Origin of the sequence: Mycobacterium sp. 050128, from assembly GCF_036409155.1 — a bacterium.
Taxonomy (GTDB): Bacteria; Actinomycetota; Actinomycetes; order Mycobacteriales; family Mycobacteriaceae; genus Mycobacterium.
Window position 1 is genome coordinate 859008 of record NZ_JAZGLW010000001.1, and the last position, 20576, is coordinate 879583.

The 20576-nt window shown below is 67.6% G+C and carries 19 protein-coding genes; 8 read left to right on the plus strand and 11 right to left on the minus strand.

The window, feature by feature from the left end; translation table 11 throughout:
• Positions 1-51: 51 nt before the first annotated feature.
• Positions 52-735 carry a thiamine phosphate synthase gene (thiE, locus tag SKC41_RS04225; protein ID WP_330976463.1) on the plus strand — a complete coding sequence of 228 codons (684 nt, stop codon included), beginning with the start codon at positions 52-54 and terminating at the stop codon, positions 733-735.
• Here the strand turns inward: thiE and SKC41_RS04230 are convergent.
• On the minus strand, positions 707-1339 hold the full coding sequence (locus SKC41_RS04230) for an NUDIX hydrolase (RefSeq protein WP_330976464.1): 633 nt from the start codon (positions 1337-1339) through the stop codon (positions 707-709). The two genes, thiE and SKC41_RS04230, sit on opposite strands and share 29 nt — an antisense overlap.
• 132 nt (positions 1340-1471) lie before the next feature.
• Here SKC41_RS04230 and glnX point away from each other — a divergent pair, with 132 nt between their 5' ends.
• From glnX to SKC41_RS04245, 3 genes are read left to right on the plus strand one after another with little or no spacing between them, the layout of a single operon-like run.
• Positions 1472-2791, plus strand: a complete 1320-nt coding sequence (gene glnX, locus SKC41_RS04235; protein WP_330976465.1) for a protein kinase G-activating protein GlnX — start codon at positions 1472-1474, stop codon at positions 2789-2791.
• Positions 2791-3768 (plus strand): glutamate ABC transporter substrate-binding protein, encoded by a 978-nt coding sequence (locus SKC41_RS04240; RefSeq protein ID WP_330976466.1) that lies wholly within the window; start codon positions 2791-2793, stop codon positions 3766-3768. Before glnX ends, SKC41_RS04240 begins: the two co-directional genes overlap by 1 nt.
• Positions 3768-6044: a serine/threonine-protein kinase PknG gene (locus SKC41_RS04245; protein WP_330976467.1), complete on the plus strand. Its 2277-nt coding sequence runs from the start codon at positions 3768-3770 to the stop codon at positions 6042-6044. Before SKC41_RS04240 ends, SKC41_RS04245 begins: the two co-directional genes overlap by 1 nt.
• Positions 6045-6161: 117 nt before the next feature.
• On the opposite strand, the gene SKC41_RS04250 is transcribed toward SKC41_RS04245, so the two are convergent.
• Entirely contained in the window at positions 6162-7016 is an 855-nt protein-coding gene (locus SKC41_RS04250) for an endonuclease domain-containing protein (RefSeq protein ID WP_330976468.1), read from the minus strand.
• A 161-nt stretch (positions 7017-7177) separates the two neighbouring features.
• Here SKC41_RS04250 and SKC41_RS04255 point away from each other — a divergent pair, with 161 nt between their 5' ends.
• Positions 7178-8491: a DUF1800 domain-containing protein gene (locus SKC41_RS04255; protein ID WP_330976469.1), complete on the plus strand. Its 1314-nt coding sequence runs from the start codon at positions 7178-7180 to the stop codon at positions 8489-8491.
• A 10-nt stretch (positions 8492-8501) separates the two neighbouring features.
• On the plus strand, positions 8502-9695 hold the full coding sequence (locus SKC41_RS04260) for a DUF1501 domain-containing protein (protein ID WP_330976470.1): 1194 nt from the start codon (positions 8502-8504) through the stop codon (positions 9693-9695).
• A 122-nt stretch (positions 9696-9817) separates the two neighbouring features.
• Here SKC41_RS04260 and SKC41_RS04265 read toward each other — a convergent pair whose 3' ends face one another.
• The 3 genes from SKC41_RS04265 to fgd are packed head-to-tail and all read right to left on the minus strand — an operon-like array spanning position 9818 to position 14052.
• Complete coding sequence (locus SKC41_RS04265; protein WP_330976471.1) at positions 9818-10969, minus strand: acetate kinase; 1152 nt, start codon at positions 10967-10969, stop codon at positions 9818-9820.
• On the minus strand, positions 10962-13049 hold the full coding sequence (gene pta, locus SKC41_RS04270; protein ID WP_330976472.1) for a phosphate acetyltransferase: 2088 nt from the start codon (positions 13047-13049) through the stop codon (positions 10962-10964). Before pta ends, SKC41_RS04265 begins: the two co-directional genes overlap by 8 nt.
• Positions 13042-14052 carry a glucose-6-phosphate dehydrogenase (coenzyme-F420) gene (gene fgd / locus SKC41_RS04275; RefSeq protein ID WP_330976473.1) on the minus strand — a complete coding sequence of 337 codons (1011 nt, stop codon included), beginning with the start codon at positions 14050-14052 and terminating at the stop codon, positions 13042-13044. The genes pta and fgd overlap by 8 nt, the downstream gene beginning before the upstream one ends.
• A 29-nt stretch (positions 14053-14081) precedes the next feature.
• Here fgd and SKC41_RS04280 point away from each other — a divergent pair, with 29 nt between their 5' ends.
• Together SKC41_RS04280 and SKC41_RS04285 are read left to right on the plus strand one after the other, a co-directional pair.
• On the plus strand, positions 14082-14834 hold the full coding sequence (locus SKC41_RS04280; RefSeq protein WP_330976474.1) for an MBL fold metallo-hydrolase: 753 nt from the start codon (positions 14082-14084) through the stop codon (positions 14832-14834).
• Positions 14831-15166, plus strand: coding sequence for a YnfA family protein (locus tag SKC41_RS04285; protein ID WP_330976475.1), 336 nt, complete (start codon positions 14831-14833; stop codon positions 15164-15166). The genes SKC41_RS04280 and SKC41_RS04285 overlap by 4 nt, the downstream gene beginning before the upstream one ends.
• Here the strand turns inward: SKC41_RS04285 and SKC41_RS04290 are convergent.
• Genes SKC41_RS04290 through SKC41_RS04315 form a run of 6 tightly spaced genes read right to left on the minus strand, consistent with a single transcriptional unit; the run spans position 15141 to position 20529 of the window.
• Positions 15141-16496, minus strand: a complete 1356-nt coding sequence (locus SKC41_RS04290) for an NtaA/DmoA family FMN-dependent monooxygenase (protein WP_330976476.1) — start codon at positions 16494-16496, stop codon at positions 15141-15143. The genes SKC41_RS04285 and SKC41_RS04290 overlap by 26 nt on opposite strands.
• Positions 16493-17608 carry an LLM class flavin-dependent oxidoreductase gene (locus SKC41_RS04295; RefSeq protein WP_330976477.1) on the minus strand — a complete coding sequence of 372 codons (1116 nt, stop codon included), beginning with the start codon at positions 17606-17608 and terminating at the stop codon, positions 16493-16495. The genes SKC41_RS04290 and SKC41_RS04295 overlap by 4 nt, the downstream gene beginning before the upstream one ends.
• Positions 17605-18711 (minus strand): LLM class flavin-dependent oxidoreductase, encoded by a 1107-nt coding sequence (locus SKC41_RS04300; protein WP_330976478.1) that lies wholly within the window; start codon positions 18709-18711, stop codon positions 17605-17607. The genes SKC41_RS04295 and SKC41_RS04300 overlap by 4 nt, the downstream gene beginning before the upstream one ends.
• A complete protein-coding gene (locus tag SKC41_RS04305) occupies positions 18708-19193 on the minus strand; it encodes a GNAT family N-acetyltransferase (RefSeq protein ID WP_330976479.1) in 486 nt (161 codons plus the stop codon). The genes SKC41_RS04300 and SKC41_RS04305 overlap by 4 nt, the downstream gene beginning before the upstream one ends.
• 20 nt (positions 19194-19213) lie before the next feature.
• Positions 19214-20158 carry a class I SAM-dependent methyltransferase gene (locus tag SKC41_RS04310; protein ID WP_330976480.1) on the minus strand — a complete coding sequence of 315 codons (945 nt, stop codon included), beginning with the start codon at positions 20156-20158 and terminating at the stop codon, positions 19214-19216.
• A complete protein-coding gene (locus tag SKC41_RS04315) occupies positions 20158-20529 on the minus strand; it encodes a DUF3054 domain-containing protein (RefSeq protein WP_330976481.1) in 372 nt (123 codons plus the stop codon). Before SKC41_RS04315 ends, SKC41_RS04310 begins: the two co-directional genes overlap by 1 nt.
• Positions 20530-20576: the final 47 nt, after the last annotated feature.

The window sequence follows — 20576 nt, forward strand, 5'->3', positions numbered from 1 at the left end:
TCCCGTGTCTCTCGTTGTTCGGGTTCTACGCTAGCGCGCTAGCGTCGCGGTGTGCACGATCCTGTTACCCGTCTTACCGGCGCCCGGCTATATCTGTGTACCGACGCGCGACGCGAGCGCGGCGACCTGGCCCAGTTCGCCGAGGCCGCCCTGGCCGGCGGCGTGGACATCATCCAGCTGCGCGACAAGGGATCGGCCGGTGAGCGGCGGTTCGGCCCGCTGGAGGCGCGCGATGAGCTGGCCGCGTGCGAGGTCCTCGCGGACGCGGCCCGCCGGCACGGCGCGCTGTTCGCGGTCAACGATCGGGCCGACATCGCCCGCGCGGCCGGAGCCGACGTGCTGCATCTGGGCCAGGGCGATCTGCCACCGGACGTGGCCCGCGAAATCACCGGGCCCGGCACGCTGATCGGCCTGTCCACCCATGACGCCGACCAGGTCAAAGACGCCGCGGCGGCCTTGGAAACAGGGGAAGTCGACTACTTCTGCGTCGGCCCCTGCTGGCCCACTCCCACCAAACCCGACCGTTTCGCGCCGGGGTTGCCGCTGGTCGAGGCGGCCGCTCGGCTGAACCCGACCAAGCCGTGGTTCGCGATCGGTGGCATCGACGCACAACGGCTGCCCGAGGTGCTCGAGGCCGGCGCCCGGCGAATCGTGGTGGTGCGCGCGATCACCGCGGCAAAAGACCCCCGGGCCGCGGCCGAACAGCTCAGTTCAGCGCTTCGAGCAGCGAGCTGATTCGGGGACTCAGGTGCGACGGCGCCTGATCCGCATTGACCGCCATGCACCACACGAAGACCCCGGCGTCGATCTCCAGCGTGCGCGGCAGGTGCTGGCGCCGTTCGTCGGAATGGCCGAGCGGAATCAGCGCCGTCGCGGTGCGCAGCCGCTCCCAGCTGGCCGCGAAGCCGGGATGCAGCGGCAGGTCGGCCACCTCGTTCTCGGCGACCCAGCGCATTTCGGCGCTTTCCCGGTTGGGCACCGTGTGCAGCAACTCGCCGGCGTCGGCGATGACGGTGGTGTAGGACCACTGGGTACCGGCGATCCCGGCAACCTCGGCGGTGACCACGGTCGCCCGCACGGCCACCCGCTCGGCGAGCAGCCCGGCCTCCTCGTGGGCTTCGCGGACCGCCGTCTCCTCCGGGGTCTCGTGGCTGTCCCGGGCGCCGCCGGGCAACCCCCAGGTGCCGCCCTCATGGCTCCACACCGCCCGGTGTTGCAGCAACACCGCGGGGGTGCCGTCGGGGCGTGGCGCCCGCAGCAGCAGACCCGCCGCGCCGAACCGACCCCAGTAGTGGGCGCCGCGGTCGGATATCACCCATCCGTCACCGTCGCCTTGCACGCGTTCAGGATATGCAGCCGATCACCAAAATTGGGGCCGCCTCCCCCCATCCGCGCCGACATCCTCTTAGAATTCGCTTATACAGGTACGAGCGGCGCATTCCAGTGACCGAAAGTTGAGGTCTGAAAGCACGTGACGGTTCAGCTGGCGCACCCGTCGACCGAACCGTTGGGGTCGCGGTCGCCGGGCGAACCGGCCCACCCCCGTTGGTGGTTCATCTCGACGACCCCCGGCCGCATCCTCACCATCGGCATCGTGCTGGCGGCGCTCGGGGTCTCCAGCGCCTTCGCCACCTCGACGACGATCAACCACCGCCAGCAAGTGTTGTCCACCGTGCTCAACCACACCGAGCCGCTGGCGTTCGCGGCCGGGCGGCTCTACACCACACTGTCGGTGGCCGACGCCGCGGCGGCGACCGCGTTCATCGCGCAGGCCGAGCCGTGGCCGGTCCGCATGCGCTACGAGCAGGCCATCACCGACGCGGCGGTCGCGGTGACGCGGGCCTCCAGCGGCCTGACCGATGAACCGCTGGTACAGCTGCTCGGCAAGATCAACGCCGAGCTGGCCGTCTATACGGGCCTGATCGAAATAGCGCGGACCAACAACCGGGAAGGCAACCCGGTCGGTTCGTCGTACTTGTCGGAGGCATCGGGCCTGATGCAGTCGACGATCCTGCCCGACGCGGCGCAGCTCTACCAGGCGACGGCGGAACGGGTGGACGCGGAAACCACCGCGTCCACGCACTTTCCGGCTCCGGTGGTCCTCGTCATCGCGACCACGGTCGTCTTCGGCGTGTTCTCGCATCGTTGGCTGGCCCGGCGCACCCGGCGCCGAATTAATCCCGGGCTGGTCGTGGGTGCGCTCGGTATCCTCGTCATGGTGGTGTGGGTCGGGACTGCGCTAACAATCTCCACGACTGCCAGCCGTAGCGCCAAAGACACGGCGGCCGAGTCGCTCAAGACCGTGACCAGCGTGGCCATCACCGCTCAACAGGCCCGGGCCGACGAGACACTGTCGTTGATCCGGCGCGGCGACGAGCAGATCCGCAAACAGTCGTTCTATCAGCGCATCGACTTCATGCATCAGCAGATCGACCAGTACATGGCCCGCAGCGATGCCGTCGACAAACCCGACCTGCAGGGTGCCGACCAGCTACTGGTCCGCTGGCGGCAGGCCAACGACCGGATCAACTCCTACATCTCGGTCGGTAACTATCGCTCGGCCACTCAGATCGCGCTGGGCAGCGCCGAGGACGACTCGACGCCCGCGTTCGACAAGCTCGAAGACCAGTTGGGCAAGGCCATGACGCAGTGCCGGGCGCACCTGCGCAACGACGTGATCAACGCGCGCAGCGGGCTGTCCGGCGCCCAGGTCGGCGGCGTGGTGCTCAGCCTGGGTGCCGCCATCGCGGTCGCCCTGGGCCTGTGGCCGCGGCTGAAAGAGTATCGATAATGACCCGTCTGCCCAGGATCCGTCGGGCGTCCGCCGTGCTGGCCACGGCGATCGTGCTGGCGGGTTGCGGGCACACGGAAACATTGACCGTCGCCACCGCGCCGACGTTGCCGCCGCCCACCCCGGTCGGCATGGAGCAGCTGTCGGCGGAACCACCGCTGCCGCCCGACGAGACCGGCCAGGATTGCAACGCCACCGCCAGCCTGCGCCCCTTCGCCACCAAGCCCGAGGCCGATGCCGCGGTCGCGTCCATCCGGGCTCGCGGCAGGCTGATCGTGGGGCTCGACATCGGCAGCAACCTGTTCAGCTTCCGCGACCCGATCACCGGCGAGATCACCGGCTTCGACGTCGACGTCGCCGGCGAGGTCGCGCGCGACATCTTCGGTGCCCCGTCGCACGTCGAGTACCGGATCCTGTCGTCGGACGAACGCATCACCGCGCTGCAGCAGTCCGAGGTCGACATCGTCGTGAAGACGATGACGATCACCTGCGAGCGGCGCAAGCAGGTGAACTTCTCCACCGTCTACCTCGACGCCAACCAGCGGATCCTGGCCTCGCGAGACTCGCCGATCACCAAGGTGGCCGACCTGTCGGGCAAGCGCGTCTGCGTGGCCCGGGGTACCACGTCGTTGCACCGCATCCGACAGATCGACCCGCCCCCGGTCATCGTCTCGGTGGTGAACTGGGCGGACTGCCTGGTGGCCATGCAACAGCGGGAGATCGACGCCGTGTCCACCGACGACTCGATCCTGGCCGGACTGGTCGAGGAAGACCCGTATCTGCACATCGTCGGACCGAACATGGCGACCCAGCCCTACGGCATCGGGATCAACCTGGACAACACCGGGCTGGTCCGGTTCGTCAACGGCACGCTGGAACGCATCCGCCGGGACGGTACCTGGAACACCTTGTACCGCAAGTGGTTAACGGTTCTCGGCCCGGCGCCCGCCCCGCCCGTACCGAAGTATGTGGACTGATGACCGAGGCCGAGCACCCCGACACCGAGGCCGACGCCGAGGACGTCGACCCGGGCACCGACGCGCCGGAAGCACAGACCGGCGCGACGACCGGGCGCGCGCATGCCACCCAGGCACTTTTCCGGCCCGACTGGGACGATGACGACGACGACCTACCGCACATCACGCTCGGCAGCCTAGACACCGAACCGCAGGACCGGATGACGGTCGCGACCCGGGTGCTGCCGCCTACCCGGCAGCTCGGTGGTGGACTGGTCGAAATCCCCCGGGTCCGCGACATCGATCCGCTCGAAGCGCTGATGACCAATCCGGTGGTGCCGGAGGGCAAGCGGTTCTGCTGGAACTGCGGAAAGCCCGTGGGCCGGTCCAGCTCGGAGCGCAAGGGCGCGTCGGACGGCAAATGCCCGTCCTGCGGGAGTCCGTATTCGTTTCTGCCCCAACTGAATACGGGCGACATTGTCGCGAACCAGTACGAGGTCAAGGGCTGCATCGCACACGGCGGGCTGGGCTGGGTGTACCTGGCCGTCGACCACAACGTCAACGACCGCCCGGTGGTGCTCAAAGGCCTGGTGCATTCCGGTGACGCCGAGGCCCAGGCGATCGCAATGGCCGAACGGCAGTTCCTCGCCGAGGTGGTCCACCCGCAGATCGTGCAGATCTTCAACTTCGTCGAACACACCGACCGGCACGGCGATCCGGTCGGCTACATCGTCATGGAGTACATCGGCGGGCAGTCCCTCAAGCGGGGCAGGAAAGACAAAAAGCTGCCGGTCGCCGAGGCCATCGCGTACCTGCTGGAAATCCTTCCGGCGCTGAGCTATCTGCATTCCATCGGCCTGGTCTACAACGACCTCAAGCCGGAGAACATCATGCTCACCGAGGAGCAGCTGAAGCTGATCGACCTGGGCGCGGTGTCGCGGGTCAATTCGTTCGGCTACCTCTATGGCACACCGGGCTACCAGGCGCCGGAGATCGTGCGCACCGGCCCGACGATCGCCACCGACATCTACACGGTCGGACGCACGCTGGCCGCACTCACGCTGAATCTGCGCACCCGCAACGGCCGCTACGTGGACGGGCTGCCCGAAGACGATCCGGTGCTGACGACCTATGACTCGTTCGGCCGGTTGCTGCGCCGCGCCATCGACCCCGACCCGCGGCGCCGGTTCGGCTCGGCCGAGGAGATCTCCGGGCAGTTGATGGGGGTGCTGCGCGAGGTCGTGGCCCAGGACTCCGGAGTGCCGCGGCCCGGGTTGTCGACGCTGTTCAGCCCGAGCCGCTCGACCTTCGGCGTGGACCTGTCGGTCGCGCACACCGATGTCTACCTGGACGGGCAGGTGCATTCGGAGAAGCTGACCGCCCGGGAGATCGTGACCGCGCTGTCGGTGCCGCTGGTCGATCCCGCCGACGTCGCCGCCCCCGTGCTGCAGGCGACGGTGCTCTCCCAGCCGGTGCAGACCCTGGACTCATTGCGCGCGGCGCGGCACGGCTCACTGGCCGCCGAGGGCATCGACGTCTCGGAGTCCGTCGAGCTCCCCCTGATGGAGGTGCGCGCGCTGCTGGACCTCGGCGATGTGGCCAAGGCGACACGCAAACTCGACGACCTGGCCGAGCGGGTGGGCTGGCGCTGGCGGTTGGTCTGGTTCCGGGCCGTCGCGGAGTTGCTGACCGGCGACTACGATTCCGCCATCAAGCATTTCACCGAGGTGCTCGATACCTTCCCCGGCGAGCTGGCGCCGAAATTGGCGTTGGCCGCCACCGGCGAACTCGCCGGCAATGTCGACGTGGACAAGTTCTACAAGACCGTGTGGCGCACCAACGACGGGGCCATCTCGGCGGCATTCGGCTTGGCGAGATCCCTCTCGGCCGCCGGCGATCGACGAGGCGCGGTGCGCACGCTGGACGAGGTGCCGGCGACATCACGGCATTTCACCACCGCACGCCTGACCAGTGCGGTGATGCTGCTGTCCGGCCGGTCGATCAACGAAGTCACCGAAGAGCAGATCCGCGACGCCGCTCGACGGGTCGAGGCGCTGCCCCCCACCGAACCGCGGGTGCTGCAGATCCGGGCGCTGGTGCTCGGCGGCGCGATGGACTGGCTCGAGGCCAACCAGGCCAGCACCAACCACATCCTCGGCTTCCCGTTCACCCAGCACGGGCTGCGGCTGGGTGTCGAGGCGTCACTGCGCAGCCTGGCCCGGGTAGCGCCCACCCAGCGGCATCGCTACACGCTCGTCGACATGGCCAACCGGGTGCGCCCCACCAGCACCTTCTAGCCGCGGACCGCTCTCCCTCACTTTCACCGAGTGTGCGTCCAGGACGGGATTTCGCCGAGTGTGCGTCCAGGGCGGGATTTCACCGAAATGTCCGCCCTAGGCGCACACTCAAAACCGTCAGCGCACACTCGACGCCGAAATCGCGGCGCGGACGCGGCGCAGTATGGCGGCGGGGCTGTCTTCGGCCACGACCCGGACGACGATCCAGCCCATCTCCGACAGCATCTCGAGCCGCCGGATGTCTTTGACGTATTGCCGTCGATCGGTCCGATGCTGGTCGCCGTCATACTCGACCGCGACCATGCAGTCCTCCCAGCCCAGGTCGAGGTACGCGACCGGAATCCCGTCCATTCCAAGCACCGGTATCTGGGTCTGCGCCCGCGGCAGGCCGGCATCGATCAGCAGCAGCCGCAGGTAGCTCTCTCGCGGCGACTGCGCGCCCGCGTCGACCAGTTTCAGCGCGGCCTCCAGTCGCCGCAGCCCGGGCGTGCGCGGATGGCACTGCGCGACGCGCAGTACGTCATCGACCTTGAAACCCGTTGCGCGCGCCAGGGTATCGAGCCGGGCCACCGCGGAATGGATCGCGCCGCGACGGCCGATGTCGAACGCGGTGCGCTCGGGCGTGGTGACTGCGCGGCCGTCGATGATCTGCGTCTCGCCGTCGAGGAGCCCATCGCGCCGCGTCAGCACGCCATCAGGACCGCGGCTGTTGGCATGGATCAGTTCGACCGGGACACTGTCGGGAATCCACTGGGCGCCGTGCACCGCCGCGGCGGCCGCTCCGCAGATGATGCCCCGGCGACGAGACCAAAGCCAGGCCGCGGCGATGCGTAGCTGCAGCGCCGCCTCGACGTCGTTCGCCAGGTAGACGTCGGGAAAGACCGCACGGCAATGCGAGCGCAGCTGATGCCGGTTCAGTGCGCCGCACGCCAGCGCCTCGCTGCCGATGAACGGTTGGCTCGCATCCCACATGGTGCGAACACTCCCACCTCGGCCGCACGCATGATTTCACTTATGCACAGGGTCGTCGAGTGTGTGTCCTGGGCGGAAAATCGGCGAAATTCCCGCCGTGGGCGCGCACTCAACACCGTCGGGTCATAGCTGATTCATAGCTCAATGTGCACACTCGAAGCATGGGCCAGACCGCACAGTGGATGACGGTGGCCCGCGTGCTGCGACGAGCCGGGTTCGGGGTGACCGGGCCCGAGGTCGACGCGGCAATCAGCCGGGAATGGCCCGGCTACGTCGACGCCATGCTGGCCGGTGACCCCGCCCAGGATCCCGGTGCGATCGCCACCCCGCTGCCGCGGCTGCAGGCGCTGCGCGCCCCGGGCAAGGGCGCGACCCAGGCGGCCCGCAAGGAGTTCAACCACCAAGTCTCCGAACAAGAGAGCATGCTGTCGAGCTGGTGGCTGCGACGCATGGTGACCGTCGGGCAGCCGGTGCACGAGAAGCTGGCCGTGTTGTGGCACAACCACTTTGCGACCTCCGCGCAGAAGGTCCGGTCCGCCGCGCACATGGCCGCACAGAACGAGAAGCTGCGCACCCTGTCGCTGGGGGATTTCCGGGCGCTTGCCTACGCGATGCTGACCGACGCCGCGATGTTGCGCTGGCTGGACGGCCAGAGCAATACCGCCAAGGCGCCCAACGAAAATCTCGCCCGCGAATTCATGGAACTGTTCGCGCTGGGCCATGGCAACGGTTACACCGAGGACGACGTACGCGCCGGCGCCAGGGCTTTGACGGGTTGGGTGATCGACCCCGACGGCCAAACCTCGCTGACCCCCAAACGGCACGACTCGGGCGGCAAGACAATGTTCGGCCTCACCCGCAATTTCGACGCCGCCGGGTTCTGCGATACCGTTCTGGCGCAACCGAAGTCGGCGGAATATGTCGCCGGACGCCTGTGGCAACAGTTGGCCTCCGACGAACCAGCCTCACCCCAGGTACTCGGCCGGCTGGTCGCCGCCTACGGCCCCGAGCGCGATCTCCGTGCGCTCACCCGGGCCATCCTGACCGACGAAGAGTTCACCGCCAACCGCGCCGCCGTGGTCAACACCCCGATCGAGTGGCTGGTTGGTGTTATGCGAGCGCTGCGCGTTCCCGTCGACAAGCCGGAGGTCCTGAAGATGGCGGACGCGACGTTGAAAGCCCTTGGGCAGCGGCCGTTTTACCCGCCGAGCGTCGGCGGCTGGCCGCACGGCCAAGTATGGCTGTCGACCGCCAGCGCCGAGGCGCGGCTGCGCGCCGCCGCCCGGCTGGCACACTTCGGCGACCTGTCCGGCATCGAAAGCGTGGCCCCCGCCGACCGCATCGACGCGGTCGGCTACTGGCTCGGCATCGGCTCCTGGTCGGACCGGTCCGCCGACGCGCTCGATCCCCTGGTGCGCAAGCCGCCGCAGTTGGTGGCCGCCGCCGTCAACACGCCCGAATACCTGACGTCGTAGCGAGAGCGCCATGCCCGAGATCAATCGCCGCAGATTCCTGATCGCCAGCGCCGGCGTGGGCGCGGCGGGCCTACTCTCCGGGGCGGTCGCGGTCAGCTGGCCCGACCTGATGCGCGCCGCCGGGGACCGACCGCTCGCCGACGGCGCCGGCGTGCTGGTGATCGTCACGCTCTACGGCGGAAACGACGGCATCAACACGCTAATCCCCCACTCCGACAACGCTTACCACGATTCTCGTCCCGAGCTCGCCTACGCCCCGGGCGAGGTGTTACACCTGGATTCCCGGCTCGGGCTCAACCCCGCGATGAAGGGCATGGCCCAGTTGTGGAGCCAGCGCCAGCTCGCCATCGTGCGTGGTGTGAGCTATCCGCGGCCCGACCACAGTCACTTCCGGTCGATGGACATCTGGCAGACGGCGTCGCCGGCCGAACCGGTCTCGACCGGGTGGATCGGCCGCTGGCTCGACGCCACCGGCGACGACCCGTTGCGCGCGGTCAACATCGGACCTGTGCTGCCTCCGCTGGCAGTGGGCGACAAGTACACGGCGGCAGCGCTGGCATCGACGCCAGCGCGGGATCCGCAGGCGGAGCGCTTCGACGCCATCGTGAGCGCGCTGGGCGACGACGACCCCGCCGACACCCCGGCGATGGCGGCGGTACGTAAGGCCTATCGAGCCAGCCGCACCACCAGCAAGACCTTCGGGGCGATCAAACCTGCTGCTAACAGGGATAATTCGCTGGCCACACAGCTGAATATGGTTGCCGCCGCGGTACGCGCCGGCGTTCCGACCCGGGTCTACACGGTTGCGCTGGGCGGCTTCGATACCCACGCCAACGAGCGCGATACCCAACAGCGTCTGTTGCAACGACTTGACGAGGCGGTGACCCCGTTCCTGCGGGACATGGCCGCGGATCGCCACGGCCGCAATGTGGTGCTGATGGCCTACTCGGAGTTCGGACGTCGCGTGGCGGCCAACGCGTCGCAGGGGACCGATCACGGCACCGCGGGCCCGGTCTTCATCGCGGGCGTGCCCGTCAAGGGAGGATTTTACGGCGAGGAGCCCAGCCTCACCGACCTCGACCACGGAGATCTCAAGTTCACCACAGACTTTCGCGATGTCTACCACGAGCTGCTCGCGAAGACGGTTGGGACGGACCCGACGCCGTCGGTGGGGTCGGGCCGCACCAGCTTGGGCTTCCTCTAGCAGGCCAACGCGTCGAGTGCGCGTCCTGGGCGGGATTTCGGCGAGATTCCCGCCCGGAGTGCACACTCAACGCCGTGGGCGCACACTCGATGCGAAAGGGACGCTGAGCGATGGGCGTCGAGCTAGCTCGCCAGCAGGTTCGCGCAATCGCGTGCGATCGCGAGTTCTTCGTTGGTCGGGACCACGAGCACGGCGATTCGCGAATCATCGGCCGAAATCCGCCGTGCACCTTTGCCTGTGGACTGGTTGCGACTCTCGTCGAGAGCGATGCCCAACTCCTCCAGCCCGTGCACGGCATCACGACGCACCAAAGCATCGTTCTCGCCGATGCCGGCGGTGAAAGTCAGCACGTCGGTGTGCCCCAGCACCGCCAGGTAGGCGCCGATGTACTTACGCAGCCGATGGATGAATACGTCGTATCCCAATTGTGCTGAACTGTCCCCTGATTCGATCATCGCGTGCAGCCGGCGGAAGTCGCGCTCGCCGGCCAGGCCCCAGACGCCCGACCGGTTGTTGAGCATGGACTCGATCGCCTCCACATCCATGTTCGCGGTGCGCCACAGGTAACTGATGACGCCGGGGTCGATGTCGCCGCTGCGGGTACCCATCACCAGACCCTCCAACGGGGTCAGGCCCATCGACGTGTCGACCGGCCGGCCGCCGGCGATCGCCGAGGCCGAAGCGCCATTGCCCAGGTGCAGCACGATTTGGTTCAGGCTGTCCAGCGGCCTGCCCAGGAATGCGGCGGCCTGCTCGCTCACGTAGCGATGCGACGTGCCGTGAAATCCGTAGCGGCGTATCCGGTATCGCTCGGCAAGCTCCCGATTCATCGCATACGTCGCCGCCGCGGCCGGTAGGCAGTGGAAGAAAGCCGTATCGAACACGGCGACATGCGCGACGGCCGGCAACAACTTGCGTGCCACCTTGATGCCCTGCAGCGCGGGCGGATTGTGCAGCGGCGCAAGCTCCGACAGCTTCTCCAGCTCCGCGATCCGCACGTCGTCGAGCAGCGTCGGGCGATAAAAATCGCTGCCGCCGTGCACGACCCGGTGTCCGACCGCCAACAGACCGCTCGACTTCAGGTCGATGCCATCCTCGGCCAACTGGTGAAACGCCAAACGCAACGCTTCCTCATGATCGGCGGCCCGCCCGGACGGCTCGCCGATCTCCCCGATGACGCCCCTCGCGCGGATCGCACCCGAATCCGGCTCGAGCAGTTGGTATTTCAGTGACGAGGAACCCGAGTTGATCACCAATACGAGTTGATCAGCCATGCCCGACCCCCTGCGCCTGGATCGCGGTGATCGCAATGGTATTGACGATGTCTTCGACGAGTGCGCCGCGAGACAGGTCATTGACCGGCTTGCGTAACCCCTGCAGCACCGGACCGATCGCGATGGCCCCGGCGCTGCGCTGCACCGCCTTATACGTGTTATTGCCGGTGTTGAGGTCGGGGAATATCAGCACGGTGGCGTGACCGGCCACCAGGGAGTCGCGCAGCTTGGTGGCGGCCACCGAGGGCTCGATCGCGGCGTCGTACTGGATCGGCCCTTCGACCAAAAGCTGCGGATCCCGTGCGCGCACCAATTCCGTTGCCTTCCTGACCTTGTCGACGTCGACTCCGGTTCCCGAATCACCGGTGGAGTAAGACAGCATCGCCACCTTCGGATCGATGCCGAACTGCGCGGCGGTGCGCGCCGAACTGATCGCGATGTCGGCGAGCTGTTCGGGCGTGGGGTCCGGGACGATCGCGCAGTCGCCGAAGGCCAGCACCCGATCGGGCATGCACATCAGGAAGATGCTGGACACCGTCGAGACGTCGGGGACGGTCCTGATGATCTCGAGCGCCGGTCGAACCGTGTGTGCGGTGGTATGCGCGGCGCCGGACACCATGCCGTCGACCATGCCGTTGTGCACCAGCATGGTGCCGAAATACGAGACGTCGTGCATGATCTCGTGGGCCTGCTCGACGGTGATCCCCTTCGCCTTGCGTAGCTCGGCGTACTGCGCCGCGAACTGGTCGCACAGTTCTTCGTGGTACGGGTCGATGATCGTGGCGTCGTGCAGGTCGACTCCGAGTTCGGCTGAGCGCGAACGGATTTGGGATTCGTCACCCAGGATCGTCAGGTCTGCGACACAGCGTTTCAGCACCCGGCCGGCGGCCTTGAGGATGCGGTCGTCGTTGCCTTCGGGAAGGACGATGTGCTTTCGATCGGTCCGGGCCTGCTGCGTGAGCTGATGGGTGAACATTTGCGGGGTTGTCACGGTGGGGATCGGAATAGCCAGCTGTGCAATCAGATCCGCGATATCGACGTGGCGCTCCATCAGCCCCACCGCGGTGTCGATCTTGCGGTGCGAGGTTGCCGTGACCCGGCCGCGGGCCAAGGCTGCCGCCCTGGCCGTTTCATAGGTCCCCAGCTCGTTCCCGATGATCGGCAGCCGCAGGCGCAGCCCGGCGACCAGTGCCGCAATGGACGGATGCAGTTGAAACCCGCCGTTGAGCACAATGCAGGACAGCGACGGAAACCCTTCGGCCGCATGGGCACTGGCGGCGGCCAATACGACGTCGGAACGGTCGCCGGGGGTGATCACCGCCATGCCGTCGCGTAATCGCTCCAGCACATGGTCGGCGGTCATCCCCGCCACCAGTACGTCCATCACCTCGCGCCGAACCAGTTCGGCGTCACCGCTGATCAGCGTCCCGTGCACGGCCTGCCGTAACTCCTCGACCGTCGGCGCCGAGAGCAACGGATCTTCGGGCAGCACATAACTGGGTGGTTCGAACCGGTGCAGCGCTTCGGCAACGGCCCCCAATTCGGCCGGATCGCACCGGTTGGCGACGACCGCCGCGGTGTGGGCGCGCTGCGCGGCGAGCTCGGCCAGACACACCTCGACGACCCCGGCGACCTGATCGGCGGTGCGGTCCTTGGCTCGCACCGCCAATAGCACCGGCGCACCGAGATTGACCGCGACGCGGGCATTGACCGACAGTTCGGCGGGACCGGCGATATCCGTGTAGTCGCTGCCGACGATCACCACCGCGTCGCATGCCTGCGCCATCGCGTGATACGCGTCGACGATGCCGGCGATCGCCGCGTCGGTATCGGCATGGATCTGCTGATAGGTGGCGCCCACGCATTCCTCGTAGGGCAGGCCCGCGTTGGCACGCGTCAGCAGCAGCTCCAGGATGTAGTCGCGATCCTCGCCGAGCCGGGTGATTGGCCGGAACACACCGACTTTGGCGACCGTGGCCGTCAGTCGGTTGAGCAGCCCGAGCGCGATCGTCGACTTGCCGGTCTCGGGCTCGGGCGCCGCGATGTAGATCCCCGAAGCGGGTCGAGCGGTATCAGCCAAGTCGCCGCAGCCTGGGCGCAAGGTCCTTTTCGAACAGCTCCAGGAACCGGCGCTGGTCGTGGCCGGGCGCGTGGAACACCAGGTGGTTGAGGCCCCAGTCGACGTAATCCTTGACCTTGGCGATCGCCTCGTCGGGATCCGACGCCACGATCCAGCGCTTGGTGATCTGCTCGATCGGCAGCGCGTCGGCGGCCTTCTCCATCTCGATCGGGTCGTCGATGGAGTGCTTCTGCTCGGCGGTCAGCGACAGCGGCGCCCAGAACCGGGTGTTCTCCCGGGCCAGTTCGGGGTCGGTGTCGTAGGAGATCTTGATCTCGATCATCCGGTCGATGTCGTCCGGGTTCTTGCCCGCCGCTTCGGCGCCCTCGCGCATCGCGGGGATCAGCTTGTCCTTGTAGAGCTCCTCGCCCTTGCCGGACGTGCAGATGAATCCGTCGCCGGCGCGCCCGGCGTACTTGGCCACCTGCGGTCCGCCCGCGGCGATGTAGATCGGGATGCCGCCCTCGGGCACGTCGTAGATCGAGGCGCCCTTGGTTTTGTAGAACTCGCCCTCGAAATCGACGCGGTCGCCGAGCCACAGTTCGCGCATCAGTTTCACCGACTCGCGCAGCCGCGCGTAGCGCTCCTTGAACTCCGGCCACTCGCCCTCGTATCCGGTGGCGATCTCGTTGAGCGCCTCGCCGGTTCCGACGCCGAGGAAGATGCGGTTCGGGTACAGGCAACCCATCGTGGCGAAGGCCTGGGCGATGACGGCCGGGTTGTACCGGAAGGTCGGGGTGAGCACCGACGTGCCCAGCACCAGCCGCTCGGTGCGCTCGCCGACCGCGGTCATCCAGGCCAATGAGAACGGGGCGTGTCCACCCTTGTGCCGCCACGGCTGGAAGTGGTCACTGACGGTGGCGCTGTCCATACCGTGTGCTTCGGCGGCCACAGCCAGTTCGACGAGCTCGCGTGGTGCGAATTGTTCAGCAGACGCTTTGTATCCAAGTTTCAGTTCAGCCACAGGTTCTTTCTACTCCTAGACTCGCGGGCATGGCACCAGCGCCAACACTTGTTCAAGTCACCGACACCGTGCACCTCGCCCAGGGCGAGGCCGTCAACTGGACGCTGGTCACCGACGACGACGGCGTGCTGCTGATCGACGCCGGCTATCCGGGTGACCGCGAGGCGGTGCTGGCCTCGCTCAAGGTGCTCGGTTACGGCGTCGCCGACGTACGCGCGATCCTGCTGACGCACGCCCACATCGACCATCTGGGCTCGGCGATCTGGTTCGCCGGCGAGCACGGCATCCCCGTCTACTGCCACGCCGACGAAGTCGGCCACGCCAAGCGCGAGTACCTCGAACAGGTCTCGGTGATCGATCTGGCGCTGCGCATCTGGCGGCCCCGCTGGGCGGTGTGGACCGCACATGTGGTGCGCAGCGGCGGCCTAATCCGCGACGGGATTCCGACCACCCAGGCGCTGACGCCCGAAATCGCCGCGGCGCTGCCGGGCCACCCCAGACCCGTTTTCAGCCCCGGCCACACCGGAGGCCACTGCTCCTACCTGGTCGACGGTGTGCTGGCCAGCGGCGACGCGCTGATCACCGGGCACCCGCTGATACGGCACGACGGACCACAACTGCTGCCGGCGATCTTCAGCTACAGCCAAGAAGACTGCATCCGAACGCTTTCGGCGCTAGCCCTGTTGGAGACCGAGGTGCTGGCGCCGGGGCACGGTCCGCTGTGGCGCGGCCCGATCCGCGAAGCGACCAACGCGGCGCTGGAAAAAGCAGGTGCGCTGTGACGGTTGCCAAGTCGATCGCGTTGTTCGCGCTGGCGGCGCTGTTCGAGATCGGCGGCGCCTGGCTGGTCTGGCAGGGAGTGCGCGAGCACCGCGGCTGGATGTGGGTGGGCTGGGGCGTGATCGCGCTGGGCGCCTACGGCTTTGTCGCCACCCTGCAGCCCGACCCCAACTTCGGTCGTATCCTCGCCGCGTACGGTGGCATCTTCGTGGCCGGATCGCTGTTGTGGGGCATGGGTTTTGACGGGTTTCGACCAGATCGGTGGGATGTCACCGGCGCGGTGATCTGCCTGCTGGGCGTGGCCGTCATCATGTATGCGCCGCGAACTCGCTGAGCCCCAAGTGATCTCGTAGCGTCTCGCCACTGTACTCGGTGCGAAACGCACCGCGCTCCTGCAGCAGCGGCACCACCCGGTCGACGAATTCGTCGAGGCCGTGCGGCGTCAGATGCGGGACCAGGATGAACCCGTCGCAAGCGTCGGCCTGGATGTATTTGTCGATCTCGTCGGCGACCCGGGATGCGGTGCCGACGAATTGCTCGCGGCTGGTGACCGCGATGATCAGCTCACGGATCGACAGTTTCTCGGCCTGGGAGCGTTCGCGCCACACGCCGGCCACCTTGACGGGGTCGACGTGGCGGACCCGGCCCTGGGTGATGTCGCTGTCGACGACGGGATCGAATTCGGGCAGCGGCCCGTCCGGGTCGAAGTCGGAGAGCTCACGGCCCCACACCTGCTCGAGCATTGCGATCGCCGTGGCGCCGCTGACCTGTTGATAGCGGACGTGGCGCGCCTTGTCATGCGCCTCGGCGTCGCTGTCACCGAGAACGAAGGTCGCGGCCGGAAAAACCTTGGGCTGGTTGGGGTCTCGACCCCATGCTGCGGCTCTGCCCTTGACGTCGGCGTAGTAGCGCTGACCGTCCTCCAGGGAGCCGTGCAGGGTGAAAAACGCGTCGGCGTACCGGGAGCCGAACGCCCGGCCCTCGTCGGAGTCGCCGGCCTGCAGCAGGACCGGATGACCCTGCTTCCCGACCGGCAGCGTCGGGAAACCGCGAACGTCGAAGTCGGGGCCGTGATGCTCGACGGCGTGAATGCCGGAAGGGTCGACATACGTTCCGCTTTCGATATCGGCCCGCACCGCGTCGGCATCCCAGCTATCCCAGAATCGGCGTGCGACCGTCAGGAACTCCTCGGCCCGCCGGTACCGGTCGGCGTGCTTCAGGAAGCCGCCGCGGCGAAAGTTGGCGCCGGTGAAGGCGTCCGACGAGGTGACGATGTTCCAGCCGGCGCGGCCCTCCGACAGGTGGTCGAGGGTAGCGAATTGCCTTGCCACCTCGAATGGTTCGTTGAAGGTCGTGTTTATCGTACCGGTCAGTCCGATCCGGTCGGTGACACCGGCCAGCGCGGCCAGCACCGCGAAGGTGTCCGGGCGACCGACGACGTCGAGGTCGTAGATCCGGCCGCGGTGTTCACGCAGCCGCAGCCCTTCGGCCAGGAAGAAGAAGTCGAACAACCCACGCTCAGCGGTGCGGGCGAGGTGTACGAACGAGTCGAACTCGATTTGGCTGCCCGCGCCGGGATCGGTCCACACCGTGGCGTTGTTGACGCCCGGGAAATGGGCGGCCAGATGAATCGGCTTGCGGTGCTTACCGTTTCTTATATTCATTCCGTCAGACCCCAGCGTTTGGCGATCAGCTCGTGCGACCGCAGCCGGTCCTCGTGCCGGTGCGTCACCGAGGTGACCACGAGTTCGTCGGCGCCGGTGACCCGTTGCAGCGCCTCCAGCCGCTCCGCCACTTCATCGGGGTTACCGACAAATTGCGTTGCCACTCGGTCCTTTACGAGGTCAAATTGCTCGTCGGTAAGCGGTGGGCAGCTGCCGGGTTCGGGATAAGGCATGGCACCTACGCCGCTGCGTATCGAGTACACCCAATGGCCGTATTCGGCGGCCAGGTGCCAGGCGGTGTCGGAGTCGTCGGCCACTACGATGTCTGCCGACACCACCACGTAAGGCTTCGCCAACGCCGCCGACGGCACGAACGTGTCGCGGTAGGCCTCGATGGCCTCCAGCGCGGTGGCCGGCGTGATGTGATAGCTCGCGACGAACGGCAGCCCCCGGGCCCCGGCGACCCTCGCGCTCTGTCCCCGGGTGCTGCCGAAGACCCACGGCCGCAATCCGCTTCGTTCGCCCGGCACGGCATGCACGTCGAACTTACCGACGTGGTAGGTGCCTTCGAGCAGGGCGAGAATGTCGTCAACCTGTTCGGCGAAGTCCGGGGATACGGCCTCTGGCTGCTGCAGGATCCCCATCGTGGCTTGCAGCTGTTCGAGGTCGAGCAGCCCGCGCAGGTCGAAGGGGGTCGGAACGACGACGCCGTCCACCTCGTGCCACACCCGCGGCGGACGGGGCTCCTTCGGCTTGGGCTGCTGGCCTTCCAAGCGGCGCTGCCCGGACCGGCCGATACCGAGATCGATGCGTCCGGGATAAAAGGCTTCCAGCATGCCGAAGCTTTCGACCACCGCGACGGCGGTGGTATAGCCCAGTTGCACTGCCGCGGCGCCAACCCGAATCCTGTTGGTAGCAGCCGCGATTTGACCGATCAACACAGCGGGCGCCGCACTGGCGACACCGACGAAGTGATGTTCGGCCACCCAGTAGCGGCGAAAGCCCCAGTCTTCGGCGCGTTGGGCCAGTTCGATGGTGTTGCGCAGCGCCGTCGCCGCGTCGCTTCCGGCGCTGATCGGCGAGAGGTCGAGGATGGACAGCGCAACGTTCATCGCCGGACCGCCGCGTATCGGTTGGGCGCGACCGGCAGGCCCAGCCGGGCCCGCAGCGTTTCGCCCTCTTGATAGGCCTCCCGGAAGCGGCCGGCACGCTGCAAAAACGGAACCACCTCGTCGACGATCACCGGCAGGTCGGTGGCGTTGACGGCGGGTCGCAACCGCGCGCCGTCGATGCCGAGGCGCTGCCAATCGAGCAACAGGTCCACCAATTCCGTTGGGCTGCCGGTGAAGTTAAGCGCATCGGAGCGGGGGTCGCCCGCACCCCCAAAGGACACCACCACGTCGGCATAGACCTTCAGCCGCGCGCCGCCGGCGGTGGCCACCTCGTCCAGGATGGCGCGCAACGAAGCTTCGTCCTTCGGCGTGATGAACACGAGATCACCACTGCTAGAGGCGAATTCGTAGACCGGTCCCTGGTGGGCCAGCACCGCCACGACCGGCTGGCCCTGTGGCGGGCGGGGTGTGATCGACGGTCCCTTGACCGAGAAGAACTTTCCACTGAAGTCGATGTAGTGCAGCTTGTCGATGTCGACATAACGGCCGGTCGACACGTCGCGGACCACCGCGTCGTCCTCCCAGCTGTCCCACAACCGGCGCACCACCTCGACGTAATCCCTGGCCTCTGGAAAAAGATCCGACAAGCCGTCCACGGGGACAGACCGGCGGCCGAACAGCGCCGCCTCGTGCGCAGTCGAGCTGACGCGAGGCTGCCAGCCGGCCCGGCCGTGCGAGACATAGTCAAGCGTGGCAATGGACTTGGAGATATGGAACGGTTCCGTATGCGTCACCGTCGCGACCGGAATCAGCCCGATGTGCCGCGTCACCGGAGCGATCCGCGCCGCGACCAGCGCGGCGTCGCCGCGGCCCGCGAGCCGCTCCGCACGGATCCGCTCGCCGCGGCCGGGCTGTGGCATCAAGGTGTCGTCGACGGTGAGGAAGTCGAGCAGCCCGCGCTCGGCGGTGGCCGCAAGCCCGGCCCAGTATCGTCCGCTCAGCTGCGACGGCGTGTCGGGGTCGGCCGACAAAGTGGCCCGCCAGGCCTGCGGGTCCCAGCCGTATCCGTCCAGCGCGACGCCCAGATGCAGCGGGCCGCTCATGTCAGCCACTTCTGGAAAGCGATCGGGAAGACCGGGCCTTCGGACGGCAACGGCTCGTCCAACCGGATGTATCCGGTGGCCTGATACAGCTCCTCGGCCTCGGGCTGACGGTTGCCGGTCATCAGATAGACCCTGCGGTAGCCGCGCCCGGCGATCGCGGCTTCCAGCTCGGCCAGCAGCGCCATCGCGTAACCGCGGCGGCGATGCCCGCTGTCGGTCCAGATTCTCTTGAGCTCGGCCGTCTCGGCGTCGAAGCGACGAAATCCGCCGCCGGTCACCGGGCGGCCATCCAACAGGCCGATCAACATGCCCCCGTCCGGTGGCGCGAACTCGTCGGTGGGGTTGTCCTTGAGCCACGCCAACACCGTTGGTGGCGTGCTGTCGTAGCGCTGCGCGTACTCGACGGCCAGCTCGGCCAGCAGTGGCTGGGCCAACGCGTCGTCCAACGCGGCCGGCACAAACCGAAGCTGGGTCTTCGACATCACCTCACCTCTAACGCCTATCAGACCGATGCATTCCAGCCGGGTCTTGCCCCGGGCCCGGCTGATCGTGTGGCGGTGAGGTATCGAGGCGTAATCGCGTTGTCATCGGGGGTGCCGCGCCAGCGGGGGCCCATTCCGATCGCACTGAACAAATCGGCGACATTTCGTTCGACGGTCTGCCAGCCGTGGTCGGCCAGATACTGCGGGACTGCCCGATATTCGCCGGGGTAGGTCAGTCCGGCCAGGTCGACGTCGAGGCCGAATTGGCGCCAGGTGTTGACGAACGTCTGCGCGGCCTCCAGCTGGAACGTGGACCAGGTGGGCATGTGATCGCCGGCGAAGCGGCTGCCGGGCGCACTGACGGCGCAGACATCGTCGAGCAACCGGCTCTGCTCGTCGGGAGGCAGGAACCCGATCAGCAACGTCTCGGCGATCCACGCCGTGGGTCGGGCGGCATCGAACCCCGACCGGTGCAGCGCCGTCAGCCAGTCGCGACGCAGGTCGACGCCGACCGCCCTGCGGTGCGCGGTCAGTTCGGCATCGAGCCGGCGCAGCACGGCGGTCTTGAAGTCGATGACGTCCGGCTGATCGATCTCGTACACCGTGGTCCCGGGTGGCCACCACAGCCGATACGGCCGGGTGTCCAGGCCCGAGCCCAGGATCACGATCTGGGCAATGCCCGCCCGTGCGGCCGCGGCGAGGAATTCATCCAGGAATCGGGTGTGCGCCCCGAGCAGGGTGATGAGCCCGGTCATGATCGCGTTGTCGCCGCCGTCTTCGACGTACCGCTGGTCGTCGAGCATCCGGGTGAAGTACTGCACCCCCGCGGCGCGCACCAACGGCTCGGCGAACGGGTCGTTGACCAGACCCTTCGTGGTGGCCAGTGCGCGCGCGACCGCGCCGAACGTCGCGGTCATCCCGACGCCGCTGTCGGGACCCCACGTGTCGTCGTCGGTCCGTGCCATCAGACGTCGGAGCGGCGCCGCAACGCTAGTCCGGCCGCCGCTCGCCAACCGAGCAACAGCAGCGCGGTGACTGTCGCCGCGACCACGACGAAACTGGCGGCCACGCCCGCGGAGCTGGCTTTGCGCAACACCATGCCGATCGCCACGGTGCACACCCAGACGATCACCCCGGTAGGTGCGACGGCGGTGGGCCGTTGCCACCCCCGGGACACCAGCCACCCGATCAGGGTGCCGGTGAGAAACGGCCAGGCCGTGGTCGCGATGCCGGCGAGGTTGAGTCCCTCGTCGTGACTGCGGCGTCCCACCGCGCAGAACACCAAAACGCCCACCACGTCTGACAAAAGGTAGGCCAGCCACCCCAGCCGTTGCATAGAGCGAGACTACCGGGCTGACCCGCAGGCTGTTCTTCGCGTCGGAC